General features: G+C 44.8%; 24 protein-coding genes and 2 pseudogenes. 8 read left to right on the top strand and 18 right to left on the bottom strand.

Annotated elements, in window-relative coordinates:
- Nucleotides 1-273: 273 nt before the first annotated feature.
- The 4 genes from E6C60_RS04870 to E6C60_RS04860 form a co-directional block, all read right to left on the bottom strand.
- Nucleotides 274-1,914, bottom strand: a complete 1,641-nt coding sequence (locus E6C60_RS04870; protein WP_138224786.1) for a BclA C-terminal domain-containing protein — start codon at nucleotides 1,912-1,914, stop codon at nucleotides 274-276.
- Between the two features lie 259 nt (nucleotides 1,915-2,173).
- A complete protein-coding gene (locus E6C60_RS21125; protein WP_217496384.1) occupies nucleotides 2,174-2,287 on the bottom strand; it encodes a nucleotidyltransferase domain-containing protein in 114 nt (37 codons plus the stop codon).
- A gap of 172 nt (nucleotides 2,288-2,459) precedes the next feature.
- Complete coding sequence (nfsB, locus tag E6C60_RS04865; RefSeq protein ID WP_267900170.1) at nucleotides 2,460-3,104, bottom strand: oxygen-insensitive NAD(P)H nitroreductase; 645 nt, start codon at nucleotides 3,102-3,104, stop codon at nucleotides 2,460-2,462.
- A 94-nt stretch (nucleotides 3,105-3,198) separates the two neighbouring features.
- Nucleotides 3,199-3,444, bottom strand: a complete 246-nt coding sequence (locus E6C60_RS04860; protein WP_138224784.1) for a hypothetical protein — start codon at nucleotides 3,442-3,444, stop codon at nucleotides 3,199-3,201.
- Between the two features lie 403 nt (nucleotides 3,445-3,847).
- Between E6C60_RS04860 and E6C60_RS04855 the strand changes: the two genes are divergently transcribed.
- The 4 genes from E6C60_RS04855 to E6C60_RS04840 all read left to right on the top strand — a co-directional run bounded on the left by E6C60_RS04855 (nucleotide 3,848) and on the right by E6C60_RS04840 (nucleotide 8,856).
- Nucleotides 3,848-4,504 carry a hypothetical protein gene (locus tag E6C60_RS04855; RefSeq protein WP_138224783.1) on the top strand — a complete coding sequence of 219 codons (657 nt, stop codon included), beginning with the start codon at nucleotides 3,848-3,850 and terminating at the stop codon, nucleotides 4,502-4,504.
- 82 nt (nucleotides 4,505-4,586) lie between these two features.
- Complete coding sequence (locus E6C60_RS04850; RefSeq protein ID WP_233281145.1) at nucleotides 4,587-4,898, top strand: hypothetical protein; 312 nt, start codon at nucleotides 4,587-4,589, stop codon at nucleotides 4,896-4,898.
- Nucleotides 4,899-4,913: 15 nt separating this feature from the next.
- Nucleotides 4,914-5,198, top strand: coding sequence for a hypothetical protein (locus E6C60_RS04845; protein WP_138224782.1), 285 nt, complete (start codon nucleotides 4,914-4,916; stop codon nucleotides 5,196-5,198).
- 10 nt (nucleotides 5,199-5,208) lie between these two features.
- The gene (locus E6C60_RS04840; RefSeq protein WP_138224781.1) at nucleotides 5,209-8,856 is read left to right on the top strand and encodes a multicopper oxidase domain-containing protein; all 3,648 of its coding nucleotides are present in this window, start codon (nucleotides 5,209-5,211) and stop codon (nucleotides 8,854-8,856) included.
- Between the two features lie 71 nt (nucleotides 8,857-8,927).
- Here E6C60_RS04840 and E6C60_RS04835 read toward each other — a convergent pair whose 3' ends face one another.
- Nucleotides 8,928-9,572 (bottom strand): hypothetical protein, encoded by a 645-nt coding sequence (locus tag E6C60_RS04835; protein WP_138224780.1) that lies wholly within the window; start codon nucleotides 9,570-9,572, stop codon nucleotides 8,928-8,930.
- A 75-nt stretch (nucleotides 9,573-9,647) separates the two neighbouring features.
- Between E6C60_RS04835 and E6C60_RS04830 the strand changes: the two genes are divergently transcribed.
- A complete protein-coding gene (locus E6C60_RS04830; RefSeq protein WP_138224779.1) occupies nucleotides 9,648-10,064 on the top strand; it encodes a hypothetical protein in 417 nt (138 codons plus the stop codon).
- A gap of 133 nt (nucleotides 10,065-10,197) precedes the next feature.
- On the opposite strand, the gene E6C60_RS04825 is transcribed toward E6C60_RS04830, so the two are convergent.
- The 12 genes and pseudogenes from E6C60_RS04825 to E6C60_RS04770 all read right to left on the bottom strand — a co-directional run bounded on the left by E6C60_RS04825 (nucleotide 10,198) and on the right by E6C60_RS04770 (nucleotide 19,505).
- The gene (locus tag E6C60_RS04825) at nucleotides 10,198-10,482 is read right to left on the bottom strand and encodes a hypothetical protein (RefSeq protein WP_138224778.1); all 285 of its coding nucleotides are present in this window, start codon (nucleotides 10,480-10,482) and stop codon (nucleotides 10,198-10,200) included.
- 140 nt (nucleotides 10,483-10,622) lie between these two features.
- A complete protein-coding gene (locus E6C60_RS04820; RefSeq protein WP_138224777.1) occupies nucleotides 10,623-11,093 on the bottom strand; it encodes a hypothetical protein in 471 nt (156 codons plus the stop codon).
- Nucleotides 11,094-11,260: 167 nt separating this feature from the next.
- Nucleotides 11,261-11,623: a hypothetical protein gene (locus tag E6C60_RS04815; RefSeq protein WP_138224776.1), complete on the bottom strand. Its 363-nt coding sequence runs from the start codon at nucleotides 11,621-11,623 to the stop codon at nucleotides 11,261-11,263.
- Nucleotides 11,624-11,627: 4 nt separating this feature from the next.
- Nucleotides 11,628-12,302, bottom strand: a complete 675-nt coding sequence (locus E6C60_RS04810) for a hypothetical protein (RefSeq protein ID WP_138224775.1) — start codon at nucleotides 12,300-12,302, stop codon at nucleotides 11,628-11,630.
- 364 nt (nucleotides 12,303-12,666) lie between these two features.
- Entirely contained in the window at nucleotides 12,667-13,149 is a 483-nt protein-coding gene (locus E6C60_RS04805) for an Ig-like domain-containing protein (RefSeq protein WP_138224774.1), read from the bottom strand.
- Nucleotides 13,150-13,366: 217 nt separating this feature from the next.
- Nucleotides 13,367-14,101: pseudogene (locus E6C60_RS04800) on the bottom strand (nuclease-related domain-containing protein).
- A gap of 188 nt (nucleotides 14,102-14,289) precedes the next feature.
- Entirely contained in the window at nucleotides 14,290-14,541 is a 252-nt protein-coding gene (locus E6C60_RS04795; RefSeq protein WP_138224773.1) for a hypothetical protein, read from the bottom strand.
- A 49-nt stretch (nucleotides 14,542-14,590) separates the two neighbouring features.
- Nucleotides 14,591-14,944: a hypothetical protein gene (locus E6C60_RS04790; RefSeq protein ID WP_138224772.1), complete on the bottom strand. Its 354-nt coding sequence runs from the start codon at nucleotides 14,942-14,944 to the stop codon at nucleotides 14,591-14,593.
- 10 nt (nucleotides 14,945-14,954) lie between these two features.
- A complete protein-coding gene (locus E6C60_RS21280; RefSeq protein ID WP_233281144.1) occupies nucleotides 14,955-15,929 on the bottom strand; it encodes a WXG100 family type VII secretion target in 975 nt (324 codons plus the stop codon).
- A gap of 277 nt (nucleotides 15,930-16,206) precedes the next feature.
- Nucleotides 16,207-18,648: a DEAD/DEAH box helicase family protein gene (locus E6C60_RS04780; protein ID WP_138224771.1), complete on the bottom strand. Its 2,442-nt coding sequence runs from the start codon at nucleotides 18,646-18,648 to the stop codon at nucleotides 16,207-16,209.
- Nucleotides 18,629-18,958, bottom strand: coding sequence for a nucleoside triphosphate pyrophosphohydrolase (locus tag E6C60_RS04775; protein WP_138224770.1), 330 nt, complete (start codon nucleotides 18,956-18,958; stop codon nucleotides 18,629-18,631). The genes E6C60_RS04780 and E6C60_RS04775 overlap by 20 nt, the downstream gene beginning before the upstream one ends.
- A 295-nt stretch (nucleotides 18,959-19,253) precedes the next feature.
- On the bottom strand, nucleotides 19,254-19,505 hold the full coding sequence (locus E6C60_RS04770; RefSeq protein ID WP_138224769.1) for a hypothetical protein: 252 nt from the start codon (nucleotides 19,503-19,505) through the stop codon (nucleotides 19,254-19,256).
- Between the two features lie 174 nt (nucleotides 19,506-19,679).
- On the opposite strand from E6C60_RS04770, the gene E6C60_RS04765 reads away from it, so the two are divergent.
- Together E6C60_RS04765 and E6C60_RS04760 are read left to right on the top strand one after the other, a co-directional pair.
- Nucleotides 19,680-20,078, top strand: coding sequence for a (deoxy)nucleoside triphosphate pyrophosphohydrolase (locus tag E6C60_RS04765; RefSeq protein WP_138224768.1), 399 nt, complete (start codon nucleotides 19,680-19,682; stop codon nucleotides 20,076-20,078).
- Nucleotides 20,079-22,964 (top strand): DEAD/DEAH box helicase, encoded by a 2,886-nt coding sequence (locus tag E6C60_RS04760; RefSeq protein WP_138224767.1) that lies wholly within the window; start codon nucleotides 20,079-20,081, stop codon nucleotides 22,962-22,964. It begins immediately after the preceding gene.
- A gap of 493 nt (nucleotides 22,965-23,457) precedes the next feature.
- On the opposite strand, the gene E6C60_RS04755 is transcribed toward E6C60_RS04760, so the two are convergent.
- Nucleotides 23,458-23,970: a hypothetical protein gene (locus E6C60_RS04755; RefSeq protein WP_217496382.1), complete on the bottom strand. Its 513-nt coding sequence runs from the start codon at nucleotides 23,968-23,970 to the stop codon at nucleotides 23,458-23,460.
- A gap of 306 nt (nucleotides 23,971-24,276) precedes the next feature.
- On the opposite strand from E6C60_RS04755, the pseudogene E6C60_RS21650 reads away from it, so the two are divergent.
- Nucleotides 24,277-24,363: pseudogene (locus E6C60_RS21650) on the top strand (transposase); the annotation flags it as partial.
- Nucleotides 24,364-24,480: the final 117 nt, after the last annotated feature.

Here is a 24,480-nt window from a genome sequence, read left to right as displayed (position 1 = left end):
CGCCTTCGATTCCTTGCACGAAAACACCACTCTCCTTATTGTATTGGAATTGCCCTATAAAATCTCCCCTTTTGCCATAAATTATTGAAAAGTAAAAAAAGCTGCGGGACCAACTTGTAACGTGGGTCCTGCCTGGCTTAAGCTTGCTGCGACATCTCCCGGAGCTGCCAGCCATATCAGCCCCTTTAATATAATTTGAACACTTCAAAAAACCGATGAAGGCTCAGGAGATTATCCTGTGCTTCCATCGGTTTTTTCTGCGATTGCAAACGTTTATCCAATTCTCTCAATCATCAGCGATGCGCCTTGACTAGCTGGCAGTAAGTTTATAGCTCTGTTTATGCCGTACATCTGCAGACTTACCGTGTCTCCCGCCGAAAGATTTACAATTACACTTGCACTGAATTGGCTTTGGGGGTTAATGGGCTCGATCGTTGATGCCCTAACCTGCACGCCGCTCACATTGATTCGCGTGCTGACTAACAGTGGTTCCGTTAAGTTAATGCTATAACTCAGCTTATATCTTCCTGCTTCATTGACGATGAATGTAGTAGTTCTTGAAGAAGATATATACGAACCCATATTTTGTGCATCCGGCAGTGGTATGTCAGTACCGTTCATAACAACCGCCATAACATATCCACTCGTGTTAGCAGCAAAACCGGTATATGGACCGTAATCCATTCCGTCCGCTCCAGGAAGCCCCTGTGATCCGGCTGGTCCCACTGGACCGGCTGGACCTGTGGCACCTGGTGCTCCATCATTGCCTGCTGGGCCCTGTGGTCCGGCTGGTCCCGCTGGACCTTGCGGTCCTGTGGCACCTGGTGCTCCATCGTTGCCTGCTGGGCCCTGTGGTCCGACTGGACCTGGCGCCCCTGTTCCTGCCGGTCCCTGTGGACCTTCTGGACCTGCCGGTCCTTGTGAGCCTGGAGAGCCTGGAGAACCTGAGGAGCCCGATGGTCCCTGCGGCCCTTGAGGTCCCGCAGGCCCTGGTGGCCCGGCCGGTCCAATCGGTCCTTGTTCTCCTTGTTCTGCTACTGGAGGCTTGATCGTCCGCACCTGATCAACCGCCTCAATTACAAGTCCGCTGCCGCCCGATGCTGTAAGCGTTACAGGCGTGCCAGGCAGCAGATTGGATCTTGGTATAGGTTTCTTGCTTCCTTTTCCATAGAACAAACTCTCATCAGTAATATCGAAAGAGACCGTTTCTCCAGATTGCTTAATTGTGATAGTATCTTTTGTAATACTGCTGACAATTCCACTGACTACCTTGCTCTTTCCATCCATATAAGGCAGTGCATTGGCAAGCAGTACCGTCATCTGAGCGCGGGTAACTTCTACATCCGGCTTAAATGTACGGTCAGTGAAACCCTGCATAATCTCGAGGCGAACTGCCGCGTTGACATAACCTTTATATTCCGGGGAAACTTGAGCAGCGTCCCGGAATGTCGAAGCAACTCCTGTGAGTGCCACTGCATCTCCCTCACGTTTTGTCGCCCGAATGATCAGCCTGGAGGCCCACTCCCGGCTCGCGGCCTGTCTGCCCCATGCAGAAAGCTGCTTTTCCTCGGCAGGGTCAATCAAGCCTTTCTCAATCGCCAGTGCCACATAAGGTTTGGCCCAAGTGTCTACTGAGAGAGGGTCAGTCTGGTTTTCGGTCTCTGAGTTGTCCCAGCCCAAAAGACGAATGACCTGCGCGATGGTTTCCTGTTTCGTCACACTTTCGTTAGGCTTAAAAGCTCCTGACGGCTCTCCTGTTACCACACCCATCAGTGCCATCTTTGAAATTTCTTTTTCCGCCCATGGTACCCGATCAATATCCTTAAACGAGCTGGCCGCCAACACATCCCCTAGCGGATTGAGCGCAACCACAATTGCAAGCGCAGCTAAGGCATGATACAACTTCTTCTTCATACATGTTCTCCCTTCGTCTTAGCCAGACATTTGTATGTACCGGGTGCAGCGCTGAAATCCATGATGTCTAAATAATAGGGTATTCCAGTAGATTATTGTCATATGTTTACAAATGAAAGCATTTCATATCATTATATCATTCTCTGGTAGAAAAGATACCTTCACCTCCTCCGGCAGCGGGGGATTGGATTTTACGAAACAGCTTCCCGCTTCTTGTCAAGCGACAGGTACCACTGTACCGGGCGGAGGTAGAGAAGCTTCATATCGTAGTGGCTGTCCTTGAAGGCGAAACGACTCGGCTGCCGGATTCACAAGCGAACAGGATGCGGATGCCCTCTTGCTGCTCGATACGCAAAGCTTGTATGTCAGACATGTGCCCCTCCTTGTATGTATTTCATAATTTAGTGTTCAAGTTTGGGATGGGTTACGGATGCATTGGCTTTACCCGATTGATGAAATCGAATAATCAAATCTGTGGACAAATCGAAAAATAAAAAGACAGAGATCCGTTCCAGCCGGCGCCTCTGTCGGTTGACTCTTATTCACTAGACATGCTCGATAATTTCAGCCACATCCAGTCTGGATTTCGGCAGTGCTGCGTTAAAATCGGATGGTGCCCGGTAGCCCAGCGCAACCACGACACAGGAGCTGAATCCTTTTTCATTCAGGCTGAATTCATCGTCGAGCGCCTGAAAATCCATGCCTTCCATTGCGACAGCATCAATGTCCAGTGCCGCCACCCCGAGCAGGAAGCTGCCCAAATTGAGGTATACCTGCTTCTCCGCCCACTGCTGAACATCCTTGTAGTCAAATTTATGGAAGTCCACGAACATTTTTCGGCCGTTATGGTTATCCGTCTTGAAATTCCCTTGAGCAAAGCGACCGTCCTGATCTTCTCGATCTGTAAGATGCTGCAGATACTCTTCTGAAATATCTGTTTTGGTTGCGAACACCACCACTGCCGCAGCATTCAACACCTTGGATTTGTTAAAAATGAACAGCCCCTCTGCTGCACGAGCCATTCTTTTCTTGCCCTCGTCGGTTTGAGCAATGATAAAATGCCACGGCTGCAAATTGGTCGATGACGGGGCCAGCTGCAGCAAAGCCTCAATGTTCCTCATATTCTCACTTGAAATGCTTTTTGACGGATCAAACTCTTTGGCGGAATAACGCTTTTTCATAGCCTCCATGACATCCACGTGTGCACACTTCCTTTACTCTTGATTATGACCGGATCTGCCCTTGGTCAGTATGCACATGTGGAGATGGCGCTATTCGCGGCGTCTACTCCTCAAAATCCTCCAGAAAGTCTCCGTCTTCCTCGCTGTGAAAATCTCCTACATACTTTGCACGATCAAGCGGAGATGCTTTTTTTCGGTCAAGCCATACTATTTTGAGAATTTGACTCTGTAGAATCGTAACCACTTTTCCATCAGACTTTTTAATATCTACGTAGTCTGTTCCTACCTGACTTAAAAGCCCTCGGATGTTCTCAGACTTCTCCCCGGACACAACTTCAATGATAACCATGCTGCCTTTGTGCCGGAACAACTCAAAATTCAGATTACTGTTGATCCCGGCCAGCCGAAGCTGAATTAGCGGTTTTACTCCTTTAATGATTTTGAAACAACGGTTACGATTGAATTTATGCCTGGAAACAGGCTTATGACAGGCACAATCCTTCGGATGCTTTATGACTTTAAGGTGACAGTCTTTTTTTACCCACGCTTTCGACCTCTTTGGGGTCCTATTCATGTTAAACCTCCGCATCATTTTTGTATTTACGGTATGTATATGCCTATACAAAGAGGTGTGCTTGAGTCAAATGCCTAGGGCCTAAACATTTAAATCCTTAAAACATAGGCATGCAACCAGACCCATAAAGGCGAAAACCCATATACTGTTCTAAACTCTTCTAGGAGGTTCCCGATCGGTGCAAAAATTAAAAACACGTGAAAGAATTGGGATTAGTTCGCCAACGACGTCTTTACCTGAACAACAATTTATTGAACTTCGAGCATGCATAGAAGAAGCCAATCATATTCTGCGGTCTCTTGGCAATCCAAAACAACCTGAAAATCCAAGACAGCTGCAGTTAAAGCTGGCTTCATTAATAAACAAGCATGTGAAATTGAACATTGCTTATCAAGGAATGTTCAAATCTTTGCAAGGTATACTCGTTCAGGCGGGGCGTAATTATGTGCAGTTATGTACGGGGAGTCATCAACGATATGTCATGTTTGATGACCTGATTTCGGTCACCACGAGTCTACGCAGCTCTAAATTTCCTCATCATACGGATAACCCTTATTTAAGTAACAAGCTAAATTGCCAAATTTTATACAATTACTCAGACACGGTTTCTGGAAGTGTGAGATTGCTGAATCGGTTTTATGGCATTCCATTAAGCGTCGCTCTGCTGGAGCAAGTCGGCAGGAAAATCAGAGTGCGTCATACCCCGAATGTTGAAGTGTCTGGAATTTTGTTAGATACGACAGAGCAAGCGATTGTCATTCGAACGGCAAAGAAGAGAAGAACCATCGAACGGGTCCCTTTTGAGAAGATAGAGATTGTTTGCGTGGATCAATAGCATGAATTCCCTCTTTGGCAGCATATATATAGCATCGGAATATGTTAAGTGCTATCACAATCGTCAAGGAGGGGTGATTCGATTGAACGTCCAACATTCTCATTATCCATCATCCGATGAGGCAAATATAAATGGTATCTTTACTGATCTGCTCGGACAGGACATTATCCTAGTTCTTAACGCTTCCCAGCTCAACATTTTGGGTCAAACCTTCAGACCCATTTTCACCGGGACGCTGGAAGAAGTGAGAGGCGGATCCGTGCAGCTTAATCCCGCCATTATCAAGATGCCCAATGCGCCCAATTTTGTATTTCCGACACCGTTAAGCTTCCCGATCGAGCAAATTGCCATCTTTGCACCTTTTGATCTTAATACGAAACTTACACTTACCTAAGGAGGATGAAAAATCATGCCACCATCTGCGGATCAACAAAGCTTAAATGATCTTCGCCATCAATCACTTGTCGCTGAGTTTAGACGGAACATTGGAAACCGCATCCTCGTGTTGATCGCGTCGTTCCCTTTTTTCTATGTGGGTGAGCTTGTAGATGTTGAATCGGATACAGTCTTTGTACAAGCAGAGTTTTCTAACGTCCCTGTGCTCGACAACGTTATACTGCGCACACATATTGATAATATTCAGGTGTATTTTATTGAGACTCCCGGCACTCCGATTCCTGAAATACGACTATAAGAGGTGAACCGTGAAAAGACGATTTCATATTGTAGCGATCTCCGTCCGGATCGTCATCAACGACTTCGGAGATCACGACCCTGAAGGCAAATTGTATGTCCTGAAAGAGAATGAAAACAAGGTCAGAAGGCTGATAGCCAAAAACCCCTTCACTACCGTTGACTTGGTTCAACCCTTGATCATTCGGGCCAACGCCGGAGATGATATTGAAATATTATTTGAAAACAGGCTGAACGCTCCCGCCTCCATGCATATTCAGGATGTTGAATACAATGTCATGACCTCAGATGGAGCAGCTGTTGGATTTAACAGCAACACTACGGTCCAGCCGGGAAATACCATAACCTACTCATGGCATGCCACCCGTGAGAGTATCTGCCTGTTTAATGATTTTGGCAACACGCTTTCCAGTGAGCTGGGAACGCAGGTTCATGGTCTTTTCGGCGCACTCATCGTTGAACCCCGAGGCTCCAGCTGGACCGACCCCGAGACGGGAAAATTTATAGATTCCGGGATTTACGCGGATGTACATAATCCTTTTCTTCCCTCATTTCGTGAATATGCCTGGGTTTTTCATGATGAAATGGAGATTAATGATCTGACCGGGGATACACCTTTCAGTCCTCACACGTTACAGCCTGAAGCAACCCACACGGTAAATTATCGGGGAGAACCGATGCGAAACCGTCAACGACTTATTCTGAACGGAGTGGTTTCTCCCGATACGGAGGGCGAAGAGGTTCATCACGATTCGTGGATGTTCGGAGATCCAGCTACGCCCGTATTGCGTGCCTATGTGGGAGATCCAGTAAAAATCAGGCTCATTCACGGCGGAGTCCAAGAAACTCATGTTTTCCACTACCATGTTCACCAGTGGTTGTTTGAACCCACCGACATGGAATCTGAAATTAAAGACTCGCAAGCGATATCGCCTCAGGCTTCCTACACCATCTCTCCACTTTATGGAGCAGGCAGTCTGCAAGAGGCTTTTGGGGATGTTATTATTCACTGCCATTTGTACCCTCACTTCGATGAGGGAATGTGGGGGATGCAGCGCATATTTAATACACTTCAGGACGGAAGGGGCAAATATCCTAACGGGAAACCGATTAAAGCGCTGAAACCACTTCCGGACCGCCCAAGACCCCCTGAACCGACAAAAGCAAAGCCTGGTTTTCCTAATTTTATTCCCGGGATTGTGGGCAAGAAAGCTCCCAGACCCCCCCTTGGAATTGAAGGCGGCCGTCCATCAACGCGACTCGAAATCAACCAGTTTGCTCCCAATGCAGTGCCAGGAGCCGTATTTGTAAATCCGTGCGAGCCTGACATAAACCCTGACCGGGAATTTCATATTGTCGCTGTCCAGCTCCCTGTCGTTTACAACACTCATGGCTGGCATGATCCACAAGCCCGCATTTTTGTGCTGGCTGAAGATGAAGAAGCTGTATGCTCGGGGCGTAAAAAGCCTGAGCCGCTAACTATTAGAGCAAACGCCGGTGACTGTATCCGATTGAAATTTACAAATAAATTACCGGAGGTCATCGGAGGCAATGCTTTTCAACTGGTAAATCGGACCTATGAAGCCGGCCTTCATGTTCACTTCGTCAAGTTCGATCCTCTCGTTTCAGATGGTGCCAATGTAGGCTGGAACTATGATTCCGGTATATTACCCGGCCAGACTATTCAATATCAATGGTTTGCGGATGCGGAGCTTAAGGCAACGTTTTTTCATGATCATCTTTTTGCTAATCAACATCAGAATCACGGTTTGTTTGCAGCTATAAACATAGAGCCTAGAGGATCTCTGTTTTTATCTTCAGAAACAGGTAAAGAAATTAAGGCAGGCACACAGGCTACTATTGTCAATCCGTTTATCCCTGACTTTAGAGAATTCACTCTGCTCGTTCATGATTTTGCCTTCTTGTTTGATAAAGATGGAGATCCATTAAATCAGCCTCCGTTCCCTAGCTCCCATGATGACCCAGGGGCTATGGGGATTAATTACAGTAACGAACCCCTTCAGTTCCGGCTGACCCATCCCGACAGCGACCCCGCATATGTCTTTAGTTCTTGGGTGCATGGAGATCCCGCAACGCCGATGCTTAATACGTATAATGGGGATCCCGTCCGTATTCGGCTGCTCCAAGGATCTCATGAGGAATCTCATTCTTTTAATTTGCATCGCCAGCGGTGGAGAATGGAAAGAGGCGACCTGGATTCCGATCTTGTAGATCAGCAGCATATCGGAATATCAGAATCTTTTACCCTGGAGTTTTCCATTGAAGGAATTGGCGACTTTGATATGTTATATCATTTTGGCTCCATCGATGACATTTGGCTCGGAAATTGGGGAATTCTGCGCACATTCGAAGAACGCGTTCCCCATCTTATTCCTTTGCCTGATCGCCAAATGCCTAGACGACGAACGAAAGCCTTGCCCGAACCGAATGGAAAACGACCGCCTAAACCATCAGGTGAAGAAAATGTACCTGCGCCACCAGGAGCACCGGTCCGCAAATATGAAGTTGTCGCCTTACAAACGCCAGTTATTTATAACGATTTCGGCGATCAGGATCCGTTCAGCATCATATTCGCTTTGAAGGAAAATGTCGAAGATATTATTGACAGCAGCCTTAATCCGGAGCCGCTGATCATCAGAGGAAACGTAGGTGAAATCATTGAGGTTACTTTATTTAATACACTGGATGATTTAAAGTTCCCACCTGATGATCAGCTGTACCCAGGTGTCCCGATCAACGTACTTCATAGACCGTCCAAACGAATATCGCTCCATACCCAATTGCTCCAATACGACGTTCGTTTTTCTGATGGTGCCACGGTTGGTTTTAATCCAGATCAAACGATTGCACCTGGTGAACAAATTACGTATCGGTGGTATATTGACCAGCAGATTGGTGCCGTAGGGCTTGTTGATATGGCAGACATTCGAAACCATCGTCATCATGGAGCTTTTGGCATGCTAATCACCGAGCCCCGGGGTTCTACCTACCTCCACCATGTTACCAGGGAACCTCTCAGCACAGGAAGTCAAGCGATTATTCTCAACGGCGGAAACAGCTTCAGGGAATACTGTATCCTGATGCACGATGGTGTGCGGCTTTATAATAAAGACGGTGTGCTCATCCTTGATCCTGAGCCGGTTATTCGAGTGGACGCGGAGGAAGAGACGGAGGATTTTGAAGACCAGGGCTCTCGAGGCTTTAATTATAGAGCTGAACGATTCAAGAACCGTCTTATTGCCAACCCCGATATTTCATTAGTGTTCAGCTCCACTGTTCATGGGGATCCAGCTACTCCGCTATTTTTGGCTTACCCGGGAGATCCGGTCGTCATTCGCTTTATTTTTATGTCCGATCGTGCTCGTGCACACACTTTTGTCTTGCATGGGCATCAATGGCTGCGAAGCGATGATGATATTAATTCACAGCTTGTATCCTTCCAAGGACAGATAAGTGTCGGTCATACGGATGACTTTCCTATTCAGTATGGTGCAGGCGGCTTTCTGGGAAAGCCCGGTGATTATTTATACCGTTCAGGAAATATACGTTGGGATATCGAGCTGGGAGTATGGGGGATTTTCAGAGTATTGGAGAAAATGAGCCCCGAATTAGCACCACTCCTATTAAAGAACATATAAGTTCATTCTAGGAATACAAAGAAGACACCTTCACTTTGAGCGGGTGTCTTCTACATAAAATGAAAGAGCTGCTAACTAAATCTTTGTTTCTCTATACTGACGATATCCTTCCATGGGGCAAATGACTCTTTTCCCTGATGTAACATTGTAATTCCCTTTGTACCTACTTCCGTCAATTTAACTTTCTCTCGTTGAGTATCTGTTTCCACCGTCAGTCGGTTGTTCAACAATACTTTAAGATGTCCGGCGAAGGTTTGATCAAAAAATTGCTGCTTTAGAAACTCTTTCTGCCCTACCGTCTTCCCAAAGCAAAGCATAATTTTTTGCTTCAACTCGTCATCATACACTACCTGCTGATGTGGCTGATGAGGAACATTCGCTTGGTCGAACGGCTGCTCAGCGGAGACGATCGCTTGGAATGGGAGCCAGTATCTCCTGAGCAAGGTTGTCAGGATGACAAAATCTCTCCCTACAGCTTCCGTTTTCGCGATCAGCTCCTGATCTCCAAGGAGCGAGCTTTTTCTAATGACCTTTACCGTTTGAGTTTTATGAGTTTTAAAAAACTGGGAAAGCATAATATCCTTTCTCCGTTTTGGATTGACATTGCCAATGATCTGGATATTCTGTTGGTGAATGTATTCCTGGAGAACTTTCAATTCATGCAGAGGCAAAGGACTTGAGGAAGAACTGAAATTGGACGTTACAGAAACCATCATTTAATCCCCCCTAATTAATCATAAGCCATTTTATGTAGTGAGTACGATTCGTATGCAATGACAGGAGGGTACCTAATGAACCTTATTTTATTTATTTGCATCAATGCTTTGATGGCCGCTGGATTGGTAACAACTTATGTCTATCTAAAAAAACTGAAGAACCTCATTGGCTATCATCTGGGGATGAATATTTCAATGACGATCAGTACCGTAAGCGCATTGTCTTTAGGCCCATTATGGGCATTTCAGTTTCACCATCATTCCAGCTGGATCACCATGATCGTCACCTTAGCAGCAATGACAATCGGGATGCTCTTTGGTGCATTGGTCGACTACCAAACCGTCGTCACAGGCATTTCAAGCGGAATCATGGCAGGACTCATGGGACCTATGATCATTATGCACAGTTTTGATCCTATTCCTCTCCTGTGCTTTACTCTCTTTTTATTTTTCTTTTCGCTTATCATGCTATGCACTTCGGTCAAAGTGTGAAATCCGTCACTCATAAGCACAGCTCTACTGCACCAGCCTTTACTTTTTACGCTCAAAATGAACCTGCAGCCCAATGATTTCATTTACTCTAGAAACGATCAATTTACTCAGTACATCCGTGTAATTTTGATAATCATCTGACTTGGCTGCTCGCACCATCTTCTTCCACTTCTAATAGATGAGCTTCAATAGCCTCATCTAGAGTCATTGCTTTTTCCAGATCATCATCAACCAATATAAGCAATGGACCTTCCATAACGTGCCCTTCTGATGTTATAACCTCAAATGTAGCGGACCAATATTTATGTGAGATTCTAGACACTTCTATATCAATCATTGCTAAGTAGTAGTGGTTGCTTTTATCTTTATTCACATAATCAATGGCTAATTGCTTGGCATTTTCTTTAGTTAGCTTCATTAACTAATTCCCCCTTTAAGCTGGTTATCGCATACCGAAAATGCCGTGAATCGAAGCGTCACTTAAAGTTTGACTCTGAACAAAAAGCTCTACCTACTCATAGATCAAGTAGAAAGAGCGTTATCAAGTATTTCAATGGTTTATGTTTGGTTTGTTGATTCATTTTCTATACTCTTAACTTCTTCAACTTTTTGCTCAATCCAGTTCATTACCATTTCTGCCTCTTCTTCATCAATGACCTTTTTTTCTTTTTTATATTTATAATTTTCATAAGCCCACACTAATATAATTTTCACAAATTCAACTGTCTCTAGCTTACAAATTGGTTCTACTTCATCTTCTTCTTCATCGTAAAATGGATCTTCAATTATTGTATAATTTTTATGAGATATAACGCTGGATGCATTCCCTCCATGTCTATATTCAGGAATAATTCCTCTTAACAAATCAACATAATTATCAATATCTTTTTTCAGATCCTTGAATCTCCAAGGGATATCAGATCCTAATGGATCGCTTATCATGTTGGCGAATTCTAGAGATTTTTCCTCGTCAAAATCCAGCACTACGATATTAAATTCATCCATATATTTTAGTTTATATTTTAACATCAAGGATATACCCTCCCATTTCAGTATGCGGGTATTTTTCATGCAGCCATTCTCGTAAATACATTGGTACAAACAGCTCACCAGACGCAGGTTGTGGTAGTCAATAACAAACAACCCCTGCGGCGTCATGACAACATGCCTGAAAACCCTACCTCCTTAGTATAGATTTATAAATACAGATAAGGTCTTTCTTCAATAAGATTTTGCAATGTGCTGTATTTGTCTGGCTGTAAACCATTAACGATTCCCTCAAATTTCTCGAGTGAATTTTCTGTTTCTAGCCAACTTAATGCGGCTAAAGCAAAGTGAGAATTGTTGTAAAGTCCTATTACTTTAGGTTCTTCTTCCGCATTTTGAGCTAACTTAGCTAATTTTTGAATTACAATATCATCGTCAATTTTCAGTTTTACAATTTGAAAGATTGCATTCGCCTTAATTAAGATATTATGACTGTCGAGAAAATGTACTAGTTCGTCCTTCGCTACGTTATTATTTTTTATATTATTAATCACGAGTTGTACCTCATTCATGACTCTACCTCCCAAGTATTTCTTGCCTTCTAGCTCGCATTTCTTTCAAAATAATTCTCCCTGCATCGTACTCACGTATTTCACTCGCTAATCTTATTTCCTCCATGTAACCCCTATATTCAAGTCGCCAAAACAATTCACTGTCAGCGATCACTCTCATTCCAGGATGACCTAAATCAAAATCATCTAACATATGCCTATATTCATGTCGAACAGCACCTATTGAAGCTTCTGGATCAAGTATGAGTCTTCCTGGATTGTTAAAAGAAGGCTCGTAAGCTAGTGTACCTTTTCTGAAATCAACTTTCACTCCTGATTCTTCAGCGTGTTTAAGAATACTTTTATATTCGTCTATATGCGAATCTTGAGCTGGCCCAAGTTTTTGTCGAAGTGCATCACCATAAGTGTTAAGCCTAGCATCTTTAGTATCTTTAATTTTATTATAGTCGCTGCTGCTAGTATGAGACTTAGGGCTATTCTTAACTCCCACTCTGCGTAAAGCAAGACCTCCAGCAATCATCGCGCCCTGCTGTCCGATAAATTGGCTGGTTCCTTCCGCAGCATTAACGCTATCTTCAAATTTCTCCCGGGTATCCTCCACATCAAAAGCCATCTTAGTTCCCCAGACCGTAGTGTCAATAACTTCCTCTACCGTTCCGATCGTGGCATTGTACGCCATGTCTCCTATGGTTCTAAGTGGATCTTCAATGAGAGCTTCTCCCGTACTAGCATGGAAATGGCGACCTTCCACTCGGGAGATAGCTTATCCAACAGGAACAAGCGGACGAAAGACACTAACGCGAGCGATTTGCACTTTATGATGGATGGCTTGGTGCTGCTATGCAACCATTGGAGAAGAATAAAGGCGATTAAGGCAGCGAATAATTGTCCGTATACAGCATTTTCAGTCGTGCCAAATAAGGTGGGGACATTGAGATGTTGTTTGATCCATCGAAAGAAAACCTCTATGCTTCTTCATGAGAGGTCTCCTTTTCGAATCGTGGTGTCGTGACTACCGATTCTACTAAAGGCAAGACCTCTTTTCAATTTTTATTTCCTGTTACTGGATAATCAACACGCCTGATACAAGACCCCTCTCCCAACGCTTCCTGCCTTCCGCTGCTGTACACCGCCTTGGTTACAGTTGAATGGGTTTGGCCGGTCTGCAGCCGGTAGCTGGATTGATCAAGCACCAGACCTGTGATGACATCGTCAGGCACCCGCTCCTTCAAGATCACTTTCGCTTCTGCTGTAACCTGGTTCGGATTATGGATGCCTGCTGGCAAATCAAGCGTCCCCTCAAATAGATAAACTCCTGCGGCTGCAGGATCATATATCGGAGTACCCCCATTCCAAGCGACTGGAGCGTCTGTAACCGAATGGTCCTCCAAGGTAATCTCTATCGTTCTGGGCAGTCCGAGCCCCTCCTTCCTTGTACCAAACGAGACATAAATATCCGGGATATAAGTCACATCCGTAACTGTCAGCGCCGGCTGAGCATTGCGGATGCGCCAGCTGTTCCCCATAAAGGAGCTATCAGTATTATTGCAGCCATGAGAAGTGCGGTAAATCGTTTCTTGCGTGTTAGTAGCATCTGGATGTTTCCTCCTGAAAGTGAATTATAATCGTAAAAAAAAACACAATGAAAGAATACTATACAACTGACTATAAGGCTAGTAATAATTAACTGTTTTTTCAAAGAGTAGCTTTGAACGGGAAATATACCGGCCTTCCCAGTCAAGATCAACTCTTAACATGATAAGAATGATCTCTACTGACACCTCCCGCCTTGTCCACATGCTCTGCTCGAAGCCTAGAATCGGTGATTATCGCTTCGCTCAGGGTTTCATAGATGCTCTGTATATCGCTTTCTGTTAATTCGGGGTTCAGCTTTTCGGCTTGAATCCGGTTCATTTTGCGCTGGATATATTCCGACAGCTCGACATCGTACACAATGAGATCGTCAGATTGGATCTTCCTTAATTCTGGGTCTACGCTAAATCGGCAGCGCATGGTAAAAGACACCAGAGAGATGTAACGGGCCTCCCGGTATTTTGGAAGAACTGACTTTATCGCCTGGATATGACCGTAATTCTGCATGAACGGATTGTACATTTTAAATCTGCCGCTCACCGTCCAGGACTTGCCCTGCCTGCTACCCTTGATCTCGCCGTTCTAATTCTTCGTCTCAATCACAAACAGGCCCTGCGGGGTAATCACCACATGATCAATCTGCGAATAACCCGTGCGTGATTTCGAATTGGCCACCATAAGATCACTCAGAAAGTTGCATCCTTTAGGCAGCTGATCCAGCTGGATATTAATCTTATGCTCGCCCAGTTCTCCGATTCTTGTAGGCTCAACTTTAGGCTTAGGTTTGGGTTTACTTCTGGATGGTGCATTGGCCTTGTTGGATTGAGCCGGCTTTTTCTTATCCGGGGTACTTGATTTGAACAGTGACAGTAACTTTTTTAACATGTGAAGGCTCCGTTCTGTGGGTTGGGTGTTTTTGTTTTGTATCGACCGGTAGGGCGCACTCTTGTATACTGATTTTTCCAAAGTAATAAAAAAGCCGCCTAAACATCAGGACAAAGCCTGACATCCGGCAGCTTTTGCAGCTATACCAATATGATTCACACCTAATAAAGTAATCCCAGCTAACAGTTCTATGATTCAATAGTTGTTCCTTCAACAAAATTACCATTTTCTTTAATGATTATTCTTGCCAATCTTCTTCCAGCTCTTTTAAAAAAGAAATCATCGGTATAACTGTCAGAAACAATTGCAGAGATTTGATTAATGACACCGTTCTTTTTATCATATTCAATCTTACCGACCGTTTCTTCATTTGGTCCATAACTAAACACTACTTTTTGTTCGTTTTCATAATCCTTCAGCATTAATACGAATACTGCCATTGAATGTCACTTCGCCTTGAAAAACACGAGTCCTAACTAGGTTAACTCACTATATCTTTTTAATTGAAATTGAGGTGCAAAGTATCTCTGAGTTAAGAGGGGGAATTAAAATTTTGCAATTTAGCAAACTATGACCATCCCTTTGAACATCAGTTACTTCAATATCTTGAAGAAAATAAGGGATCTGTGGTCTAGTCAACTCTCTTAAGGGTTTTATCCGATCATCGACATTTGTAACAAAGGAAAAACTAGAACAACCAATAAAGGATAACTTGACGTTGAACTCTGTGTCCTCAAACACAAGGGTTATTTCATCACCAAAATAACTTGAATCAAACCTTAACACTCTAGCATCCCAGTAGTGCATGGACTCAATCTGGGATAGAATTTTTTCAGCCTTCACGCTAATTACCTCACTTTTTGTATGGGATATGAGCTTCAGAGCTTTTTCTGTCAACAACATTCAAGTTTACATCAATCGGATTACCACTTTCATCAAACAAATGAACATGGTCATACTTTGTAACCTTATCAGGTGGGTCAATTTTCATTCGAACGTTTCCTCTAGCATCTCTAATGTGAACGAAACCATTGTTATCAGTATACTTCCAATCCTTCGGCAAGCTATCTAAGATTTCTTGTTTTGACATGTTAGGAATGTTTTCAGCAATAATGTTACCTGCAAAGTTTCCTACAGTGTTATCCGTACCCTCAGCCTTCTTAGAGCCGCCACCACCACCGCCTGAATCATCGTGATCCTTGAGACCGAGCCTGCGAAGAAGGAAATTACTCGCAATTGCAACTCCCTGCTGCCCAATAAATTGGTCTCTTCCTCCAGCAGCATTCACACTCTCATCAAACTTCTCCCGGGTGTCTCCCACGTCGAAGGCCATCTTGGCTCCCCAAACCGTAGTATCTATGACTTCTTCTGCAGTGCCAATGGTGGCATTGTACAGCATGTCACCTGCGGTTCCGATAGGGTCCTCGATCAAGGCTTCTCCTGTGCTAACGATGGAATCTGCGATATTCCTGCCGCCTGTCTTGACACCTTCCCACAGATCTTCTGCGTGATCCTGCCAGTTTTTCGGCTCGGGCTTATTACTAGATGGGATATATGACAAGGTTTCCTCATCAAGAAGCCTAAATTTAATTGCGATTCCTTGTAATTCTACGCTGACAGACTCCATAAGTTCAATAACCCGTTTCAGATCCAGTCGAGCTCTATCATAATCCGCATAAAATCGCTGCCGTGTCGTCCCTTCCCATAACAGCATCGTGTCCATTTGATGATTCAGTTGGTTTACAGTCCATTCGAATTGCAGGGAAGCTAGGTGAAACTGCTGGGACAACTGGATCAGCACTTCCGGCGGCACAATTATTTTGAACATTTGGTTACCTCTCCATGGTTTACTAACCTTCATTGTATCCAGATTCAAATATATGGAAAATGTTCTAGAGTCCTTCATTCAAGATCCTGAATAAGACACTATCTCATTAGCCTAGGAGATTTCACCTAATTCTATAGTCCGTATGTCACTGGGTTAGCATGGATGCTGCACAGTTTATTACCAAAGCATCAAATGATACAGAGATAAGCACAAAAACCGCCCGAACATCAGAACAGCACCTGACATCCGATCGGCTTTCCACTCATCATCAAAGCCCCTACTGCACCACTCCCTGTTCCTTACGCTCAAAATGAACATGCAGCCTATACAGGCATACCTCCTGCGTCCAGCGGTGCAGCACTTCTAGATCCTCCGCAGTAGTTTCAATGTCTAGGCTAAACACGCCATCCTCAAAGCGAGTCATGCTTCCTCTGGCTGAGCTCCACTTGGTCATGGGCATCCTCTCAATCAGCTTGCCTACCCTTACCTCATCATAATCCCACAGCTTTTTTGCATCGTTATCCGAGAAATCAATCCGTTTGCGGTACTCCTTCTCGGTCAGGTACTTATGGAAGAATGGCGCGACCTCCAGAGAAGTCACAGGCTCCGCCCACTGCTTGGAACCACGTTCCAGCATGTACAGAAGAACGATCATTTTATAGCTTTTGTTCATGGCCGTCTTCTCTACATCGCGCAGCCAGCTCTCATAACGCCAATAGATCTCTTCTTCCTGCTCGGTCAAGCACTCCGCCCATTGAAGAAAGCCGATGTAGGAACCGAATTCATTCCGGTACTCCCAGCTGTTGGCCCTGCCGTACAAGTGAAGCTCCAGATAGGACGGAATCCGGCCGATCTCAGCCTGAAGATCCAGAAAAGAGCGGTGCAGACGCTCGCGGTGAGGCAGCTTTTTGCGGCTCAGCTCATCCAGCAGATTAATGACCTCGGTCTCCAGCTGGATCTCGCATCCGGCCGGCACCGAAGGAATCACCTTGTCCTTAGCCGTTCCTTTCAACTCCTCGTCATTCGCGAACAGCCGCAGCTTCACATCCGCATTCCGGTAGTTGCCGATCAGGTCGATGATGGTGCAGTGTGTCTTCTGCTCATATAACCTGAGGCCCCGGCCCACCTGCTGGGTGAACACCGTTAACGATTCTGTTGGACGTACGAACAGCAGCGTATCCACACTTGGAATATCCACGCCTTCATTGAACAAATCCACTGTAAAAATAATTTTAAGATCTCCATCGGCAAGACGCTGTATCGCTTCTCCCCTGGTCATGCCGGCCGTTCCGGAATGCAGACTGACGGCGGGGTTGCCCTTCTCCTGAAAATACCGCGCCAAAAAATCCGCCTGCCGGATCGACGAACAAAAGCCAATCGTTCTCGTCTGCTTATGCGCCATCCAGGAATCGTAAATCTTGTCCGCAAGACTCCCTCTTAACTGGGCAGCCGTTAGCTGTTCGTCATCGTAGTGCGATCCCATCCAGCGGATGGACGAATAATCGGTATCATCATAGACGCCGTAATATTGAAAAGGAGACAGCCAGCCCCGCCGAATCGCTTCGATAAAATAGATCTGGTACGCCACGTTTCCATCACAAAGAGCATACACATCCTTACCGTCCATCCGGTCCGGCGTTGCCGTAATGCCAAGCAGAAATTTCGGTTCAAAATATTGAATCACCGATTGATACGAGCTGGCAGCCGCATGATGAAATTCATCCACCACAATCAGGTCAAAATGCTTCTGAGCAAAAGCCTCCCGGTGCTTCTTCATGCCCAGTGTATAGATAGAAGCAAACACACAATCGGCGTCTCCTTCTTTCAGCTGCCCGTTATAGATACCAAAGGTTTTGTCCGGCATGATCTGCTGAAAGGACCGCTTCGCTTGTAACAAAATCTCCTCCCGATGCGCCACGAACAGCACACGCTGAAACCGCTGAGCGAAAAAGCCAGCGAGGTAGGTTTTGCCCAGGCCTGTCGCCATGACCACCATTGCTTTATCGTATTCCTCTTCCAGAGTACGCTCCAGGGCATCCAACGCATCCAGCTGGGCAAATCGGGGCTGAATCAGTACCTGCCCGCCGTCCGGAATGACGACAGCCTCAGAGCTGCTGGCACTATCCGAACGATACTCCTCTTCCTCCATCTCGGTAATTCTGCGGATGAGCTCCGGATTCTCCCGGTGGTAAGCTCTATACTCTTCCTCATATAGAGAAATCGTATGGTCATTCAGCGGCAGGGTGGAATCGTGATAAAAGTTCTGCATGAACTTGTCCAATGCAACCTGAAAAGTGTACGGCTCGGCCTTGGCATTCATCGCCAGGTTCCATTCCATCCCCATCCGCATGGCCGACATCGAGAAGTTCGAAGAGCCCACGATCAGCAGACCCTCTCCGTTGTCATAATCAAAAAGATAGGCTTTGGGATGAAACGAGGTTCCCATACTCCGCCACAATCTGGCCTCCAGCCGGCTGTCAGTATCACGCAGGGCCTGCAGGCCTTCCGGCTGTGTTACGAACAAATAATCTCCGGCAAGCAGCTTGACCTCGGCGCCGCGATCAATGGCTTTTTTCAGATGAGGAGCCAGCAACCGAACCCCCGACTGCATTACAAAAGAAGTCATAATATAAATGCCGGAAGCATGCTGCATGCCGACAATGAGCTCGTCCGCCAGGTTCTCCGTAATCAGCTTAACATTAAGCGTTGTCGTCGACATCGATGAGATACACCTTATCCTTAAACCCGCCGCGGGCCTGCGCCTTCTGCTCTCTCAACGCATCAAGCTGCTCCCAGCTTGATCCATGTACAGTAGCCAGAGACCGAATGACTTCAAGCATATCTGCCAGCTCTTCTAAAGCTTCCTCTGACTTCGACGCGGCAAAATATTCCTCTGATTCTTCCTTCAGCTTCACGTTCAGCTCTTTCTGGTACTCTTCATCATCCAAAATCCGTGTCCGGCATTCCTTGCCGCTCTTATGTATAATCTCCGGGATCAGATCCCGGACAAGCTTGTTATATACTGGCATGGGTTATTCATCCTTTGCTGGTTGGTTGTGTAATTGTATTGTAGCATGTTAACCGGCATCTTTGGCGCTTAAGTAGAGCAGAAACACTCCTATTATAAATAGTAAGATGGGTATTAAAATCCACAAAAAGCTAATATTGAACAGACTGTACTCAAAGGCTCCAAGATTTATACCTGCTGAATAGTGAACGGATCTTAATGCTGAAACAATAAATCCTGCACATAGGACGATAACGGATGAGATAATGGACGTGATCCCTAACAAGATTGTGATCATAGGCTCCTCCTTTTTACCGTCAGAGTCCAGACTCTGCTTGAATTTTTTCACCTAGTGTTGGTGAAATTTTCTTGAGAGAATCAGAAGCAATGCCTTGTGATAATAATTGAGACTCTACTAAATCTAATACATCGTAATAAGCAAAATTCGAACCCAACCTGTAAGATTTATCTTCATCACTTTCATCTGCAGGTACATCCAACGTATCATTATATTTCTCCTGAATAAGTACAATTAAGTCACCAAGGAAATCTTTTAATTGTTTATCCATTTCCCCTCACCCCTTATCTTTTTACTATATCTACCATTAACCAGAAATCGTTATAAAGTCCTCATCGATTCCAAAATTTTCAATCACACGAGCTAGCCCCAATACCGACAAATATAATAGAATAGACTAAAAGCTACATGTATTTACCAGAATGCAAGACCGGAGGGAAATGAATTGAAAAAGAACATCCATGTGGTCGGAGCTGTCATTATCGAGAATGGAAAAATTCTCTGTGCCCAGCGCGGGGCTACAAAAGCTTTAGCATACAAGTGGGAATTTCCCGGCGGCAAGATTGAGGAAGGCGAAACGCCACAGGCTGCATTGAAGCGCGAGATCGATGAAGAGATGCATTGCAGCATCGAGATTGGCGAGCACATCGAAACGACCGTTTATGAATATGATTTTGGCATTGTGCATTTGTCTACTTTTTATTGCCGCCTTCTAAACGGAAAGCCTATGCTTACTGAACATGTCGACATCTCCTGGCTGTATCCGGATGAGCTCATGTCCTTGGATTGGGCACCCGCAGACATTCCTGCCGTACACCGAATTCAAAAGGATTTGATTACATAGATGGATACCTCTACTCAACAGCTCAACCATTCTCTAAGCTGGGCGTTCATCAATCACCAACAGGAATCATTGGACAAATACAAGCCGAAGCTGCTGGTGAATAACAAAGGAAGCAAGGATTATGTCCTGACGCCACTGCTGGAAGAACTGGATCACTGTCAATCCTTCGTGTTCTCTGTTGCCTTTATCACTGAAAGTGGACTGGCTACACTGAAGTCTCATTTGCTCGACCTGAACATGCGCGGTGTTACGGGTAAAATTCTGACCTCCAACTATCTTAACTTTAATCAGCCAAAAATCTATAAAGAGCTGCTGAAAATTACCAACGTAGAGGTCCGGTTATCAGACCTGAGTGGGTTTCATGCGAAGGGTTACCTGTTTCACCATGAAGGATACTCCACCATTATTACAGGAAGCTCCAATCTGACAGCCTCTGCCCTAAAAGCCAACTATGAATGGAACGTGAAGCTGACTTCTTTTAAGCATGGTGGTCTCCTGGGGCAGTTTCAAAGTGAATTCAATAAGGTCTGGGATGAATCCGTCCCTTTGTCCAGCCAGTGGATTGATGCTTATCAGATTCTATACGAAGAGGTTACAAAAGCCACTCGAGATGTGAGCCAGGTGCTCCCGCTCGCTCCAGAAGGCATTCCGCAGACGGTGTTCAGCTCTATTGTGCCAAATACGATGCAGATGAACGCGTTAAAAAATCTTCAGGATCTGCGCGCCACCGGAGCGCAGAAAGGGCTCGTAATTTCGGCAACAGGTACAGGCAAGACGTACTTGTCCGCATTTGACGTCAGAAACTTTGCCCCTAAACGTATGCTGTTTGTCGTTCACCGGGAGCAAATTTTGCAAAAAGCCATGCTCAATTACCAGCGAATCCTTGGTGGTGAAGATCGAGACTATGGCATTTTATCTGGGAGCAGCAGAGAGACGGATGCCAAATATCTGTTTGCTACTGTCCAGACGATATCAAAAGCCTCCACTCTAAACAGCTTCGATCCTGAAGCGTTTGATTACATTTTAATAGACGAAGTGCACAAGGCCGGGGCCAGCTCGTATCTTAACATCATAAATTATTTTCAACCTGCATTTCTGCTTGGGATGACCGCTACGCCGGAGCGGACGGATGACTTCAACATCTATGAGTTGTTTGACTACAATGTTGCTTATGAGATTCGTCTGCAAGAAGCGCTGGAAGAAGATATGCTGTGTCCATTTCATTATTTTGGAGTGACCGATTTTGAATATAATGGCCAAGTGATCGACGATACCGTAATGCTCTCTCAGCTCGTTTCGGATGAACGGGTAGCCTATCTAATAGAAAAGATGGAGTACTACGGTTATTCCGGCGAGACGGTAAAAGGTCTTATCTTTTGCAGCCGGAAAGAAGAAGCGCTCGAGCTTTCTAAGCTGCTGAATATGCGAGGATATCGAACCGTAGCGTTAACAGGAGATGACCGTCAAGAAGAACGGGCTCGCTGTGTCACAGATTTGGAAAATGGGCAGCTGGACTACATCCTGACCGTGGATATCTTTAATGAAGGAATCGATATTCCGTGCATTAACCAGGTGGTCATGCTGCGCCAGACACAATCCAGCATCGTATTTGTTCAGCAACTGGGACGCGGCCTACGTAAACATGCGGGTAAGGAATTTGTGACGATCATTGATTTTATCGGAAATTATAAGAATAACTACCTGATTCCGATTGCGCTCTCTGGAGATAAGTCGCAGAACAAGGATAATATCCGCCGTCATATGAAGGACACGAGCTTTATCAATGGAATTTCGACGATTAATTTCGAGGAAGTTGCCAAGAAACAGATCTTTCAATCCATCAGCAATAGTAATTTAACCGCGCTGAAGATCCTTAAAGAGGAATATATTCAGCTTAAAAATCGTTTAAACCGCATCCCTACGCACCTGGATTACTTGGAGCACGGCTCGATCGATCCGCTGATTTTCTCAGATGAGCACGGGAGCTATTATCATTTTTTGCAAAAGATTAAGGAGCCTGTCCCTCTGCTAACCGATCAAGAGAAAAAGTATTTGGTTATGCTGTCGGCGGAAGTGTTGAATGGTAAACGCAGGCATGAGATTGTTTTGCTGAGCCAGTTACTCACAGCGTGTCGTGTTACAGCCCAGGAATGGGTCCACGCTCTTGGTGAGCATAGATGTTCTGTGGATTCGCAAACACTGGATTCCGTGAAACGTGTGCTGGACATGTCCTTTTTCACAGAGCCGACAAGGAAGAAATATGGTGACACCCCCGTCGTCGTATTCACGGAAGCGCAGCAGTTCGTATTTCATCCGGTGTTGTTGCAGTCCATGCAGAACAATGAGTACTTTAGGGGCATGCTTGCCGATATCATCCAAACCGCTTCACATATCACGGAGCAATATGATTGCCATGAACACCTTACGCTCTATAAAAAGTATTCCCGGAAGGATTCCTGTAAGCTGCTCAATTGGCTGAGTGATGAAAGCTCCACCATGTATGGGTACAAGACGAAGTATCAGACCTGCCCCATCTTTGTCACCTATCATAAGCATGAAGGGGTTGAAGCAAGCACGAACTATCAGGAGGAATTCATTTCTCCAGAGGTGTTGAAGTGGTCGACAAGAAGCAGACGAACTCTGGAATCGGAAGAAGTCCGAACAATCCTTGAGGCAGACGAGCGGGAAATCGACCTGCATGTATTCATCAAAAAGGACGATGCGGAAGGAACGGAGTTCTATTATTTGGGTAAAGCTCATCCCGATCCTCAAAGCGCGGTCCAGGGGTCTATGCTCGATAATAACGGCAAATCGATTTCCGTTGTGCATATGAATCTAGTACTGGAGCAGTCTGTGGAGAGCAAGCTTTATAGGTATTTGACTTGAGAATTGTGTAGTAAGGGAAGCGGCGTCGCTCTGATGCGACGCCTGCTTCACTTCGTCAGTACGATCACTACCCGATCAATAAGTGTGTAATTGGGATGCAGTTGGTTCTGATTGAATGCACCAAACAAAATACCGAAATATTACTCTTTTTAATGATTTGTCTTGGCTAATTCAACACTCGTCCCCTCAACCACATCATCCACACTTTTACTCGCTTGCGCAGCAACTCCCTCGCCAATGTCCGCTCCCTTAAACATCTTACCTACCGGCCGGAAAGCGGCTGTGAACGGCAGCATAGAGGCCCATATTCAGCCCCGCATCTGCTGTATCCCGTATAGCCATACGCATCGGTTCGTTGTGCAACTGATCGCTGACTTCTAGACGCATTCGGTTAAAATAAACAAAATGCAGAAATTATTTTATGTATGGGGGAGTGACAATAAAAAGAAACCTTGATAGGCATAAAACCAATCAAGGAAAATATAGTACATGCCTAATTCGCATCTATACATCTATTAACAACTGTTTCATTTGCCGGATGAATGAGAGCCACTCCATTGGACCATTCCGTTCCATCAATATTCAACGCCCGACCGCATGTATCACATTCTAAAATTAATTTTTTCTCCGCTGTCTTTAGAACTTCAGCAACAACATAATTCAATTCATCATCTTTACATCTAGGACAATCTTTCCCTGAACGAAATTTAACCAAATCCCATAGTGTGTTACCCAACCTCATTACAAAAGAATCTACTGTATCTGGTTTCAAACTAAACATCCTTTTTGATTCTTGGTTAAGCAAAATCTCTGGCCTTGTTGAAATATATTCTTTTATATCTACATCTATCACAGTTCCAACCCTATTCCAATACGCTGAATTTTCCAAATCGTCCTTATACTTTTTTATCCACTCAACCAAAATTGAAAAATAATCGGAGTAGCTGTTAAATAATAAAGGGTTGCTCATTAAGCTTTTAAAATCTTCCCAAATGTAATCATCCAATGTTGTTTCGAAGTATTGCATTTCTATCACCCTTTTCTAATCTTAATTCTCATGGTGCTGGAACAGGATAAGTTGTAATTAAATTACCTGCTTTGTCAGTGAAAATTTTAATCCAAGCGGTATCTTCACCCCCATATTTCAAGGCTGAGTTACCAATTATCTCTCCAACAATCACTGTTCTAGTGAACTGACCACCACCGATATCTGTGACAGTAGATTTGATAGCGTCTGAACTTTGTAGGATTCCCTTTAACTTATCTGGTTCAATTGAGAAAATCGACCTACTATTAGCTAATGGTCTGTTAAAATGTTCTGGGTATGTGGATGGGTGAGAATAAGTCTGCGAAATCCTGGCTAAGTGTGCTCTATGAATTAAAGAATCGCGGTATGCAGGGGAGAGCTCTTGATTTAAAGCTTACACAAACTTATAAACACACCAAAAAGCTGACTCCAATGTGATCTCAGCACCAGCTTTTTCTAAATTTATATAAAACTATGTTACAGACTCAA

It is taken from the genome of Paenibacillus algicola (assembly GCF_005577435.1).
GTDB lineage: Bacteria > Bacillota > Bacilli > Paenibacillales > Paenibacillaceae > Paenibacillus_AQ > Paenibacillus_AQ algicola.
The sequence above is the reverse complement of the archived record's forward strand: the minus strand, read 5'-3'. Positions and strand labels throughout refer to the sequence as shown.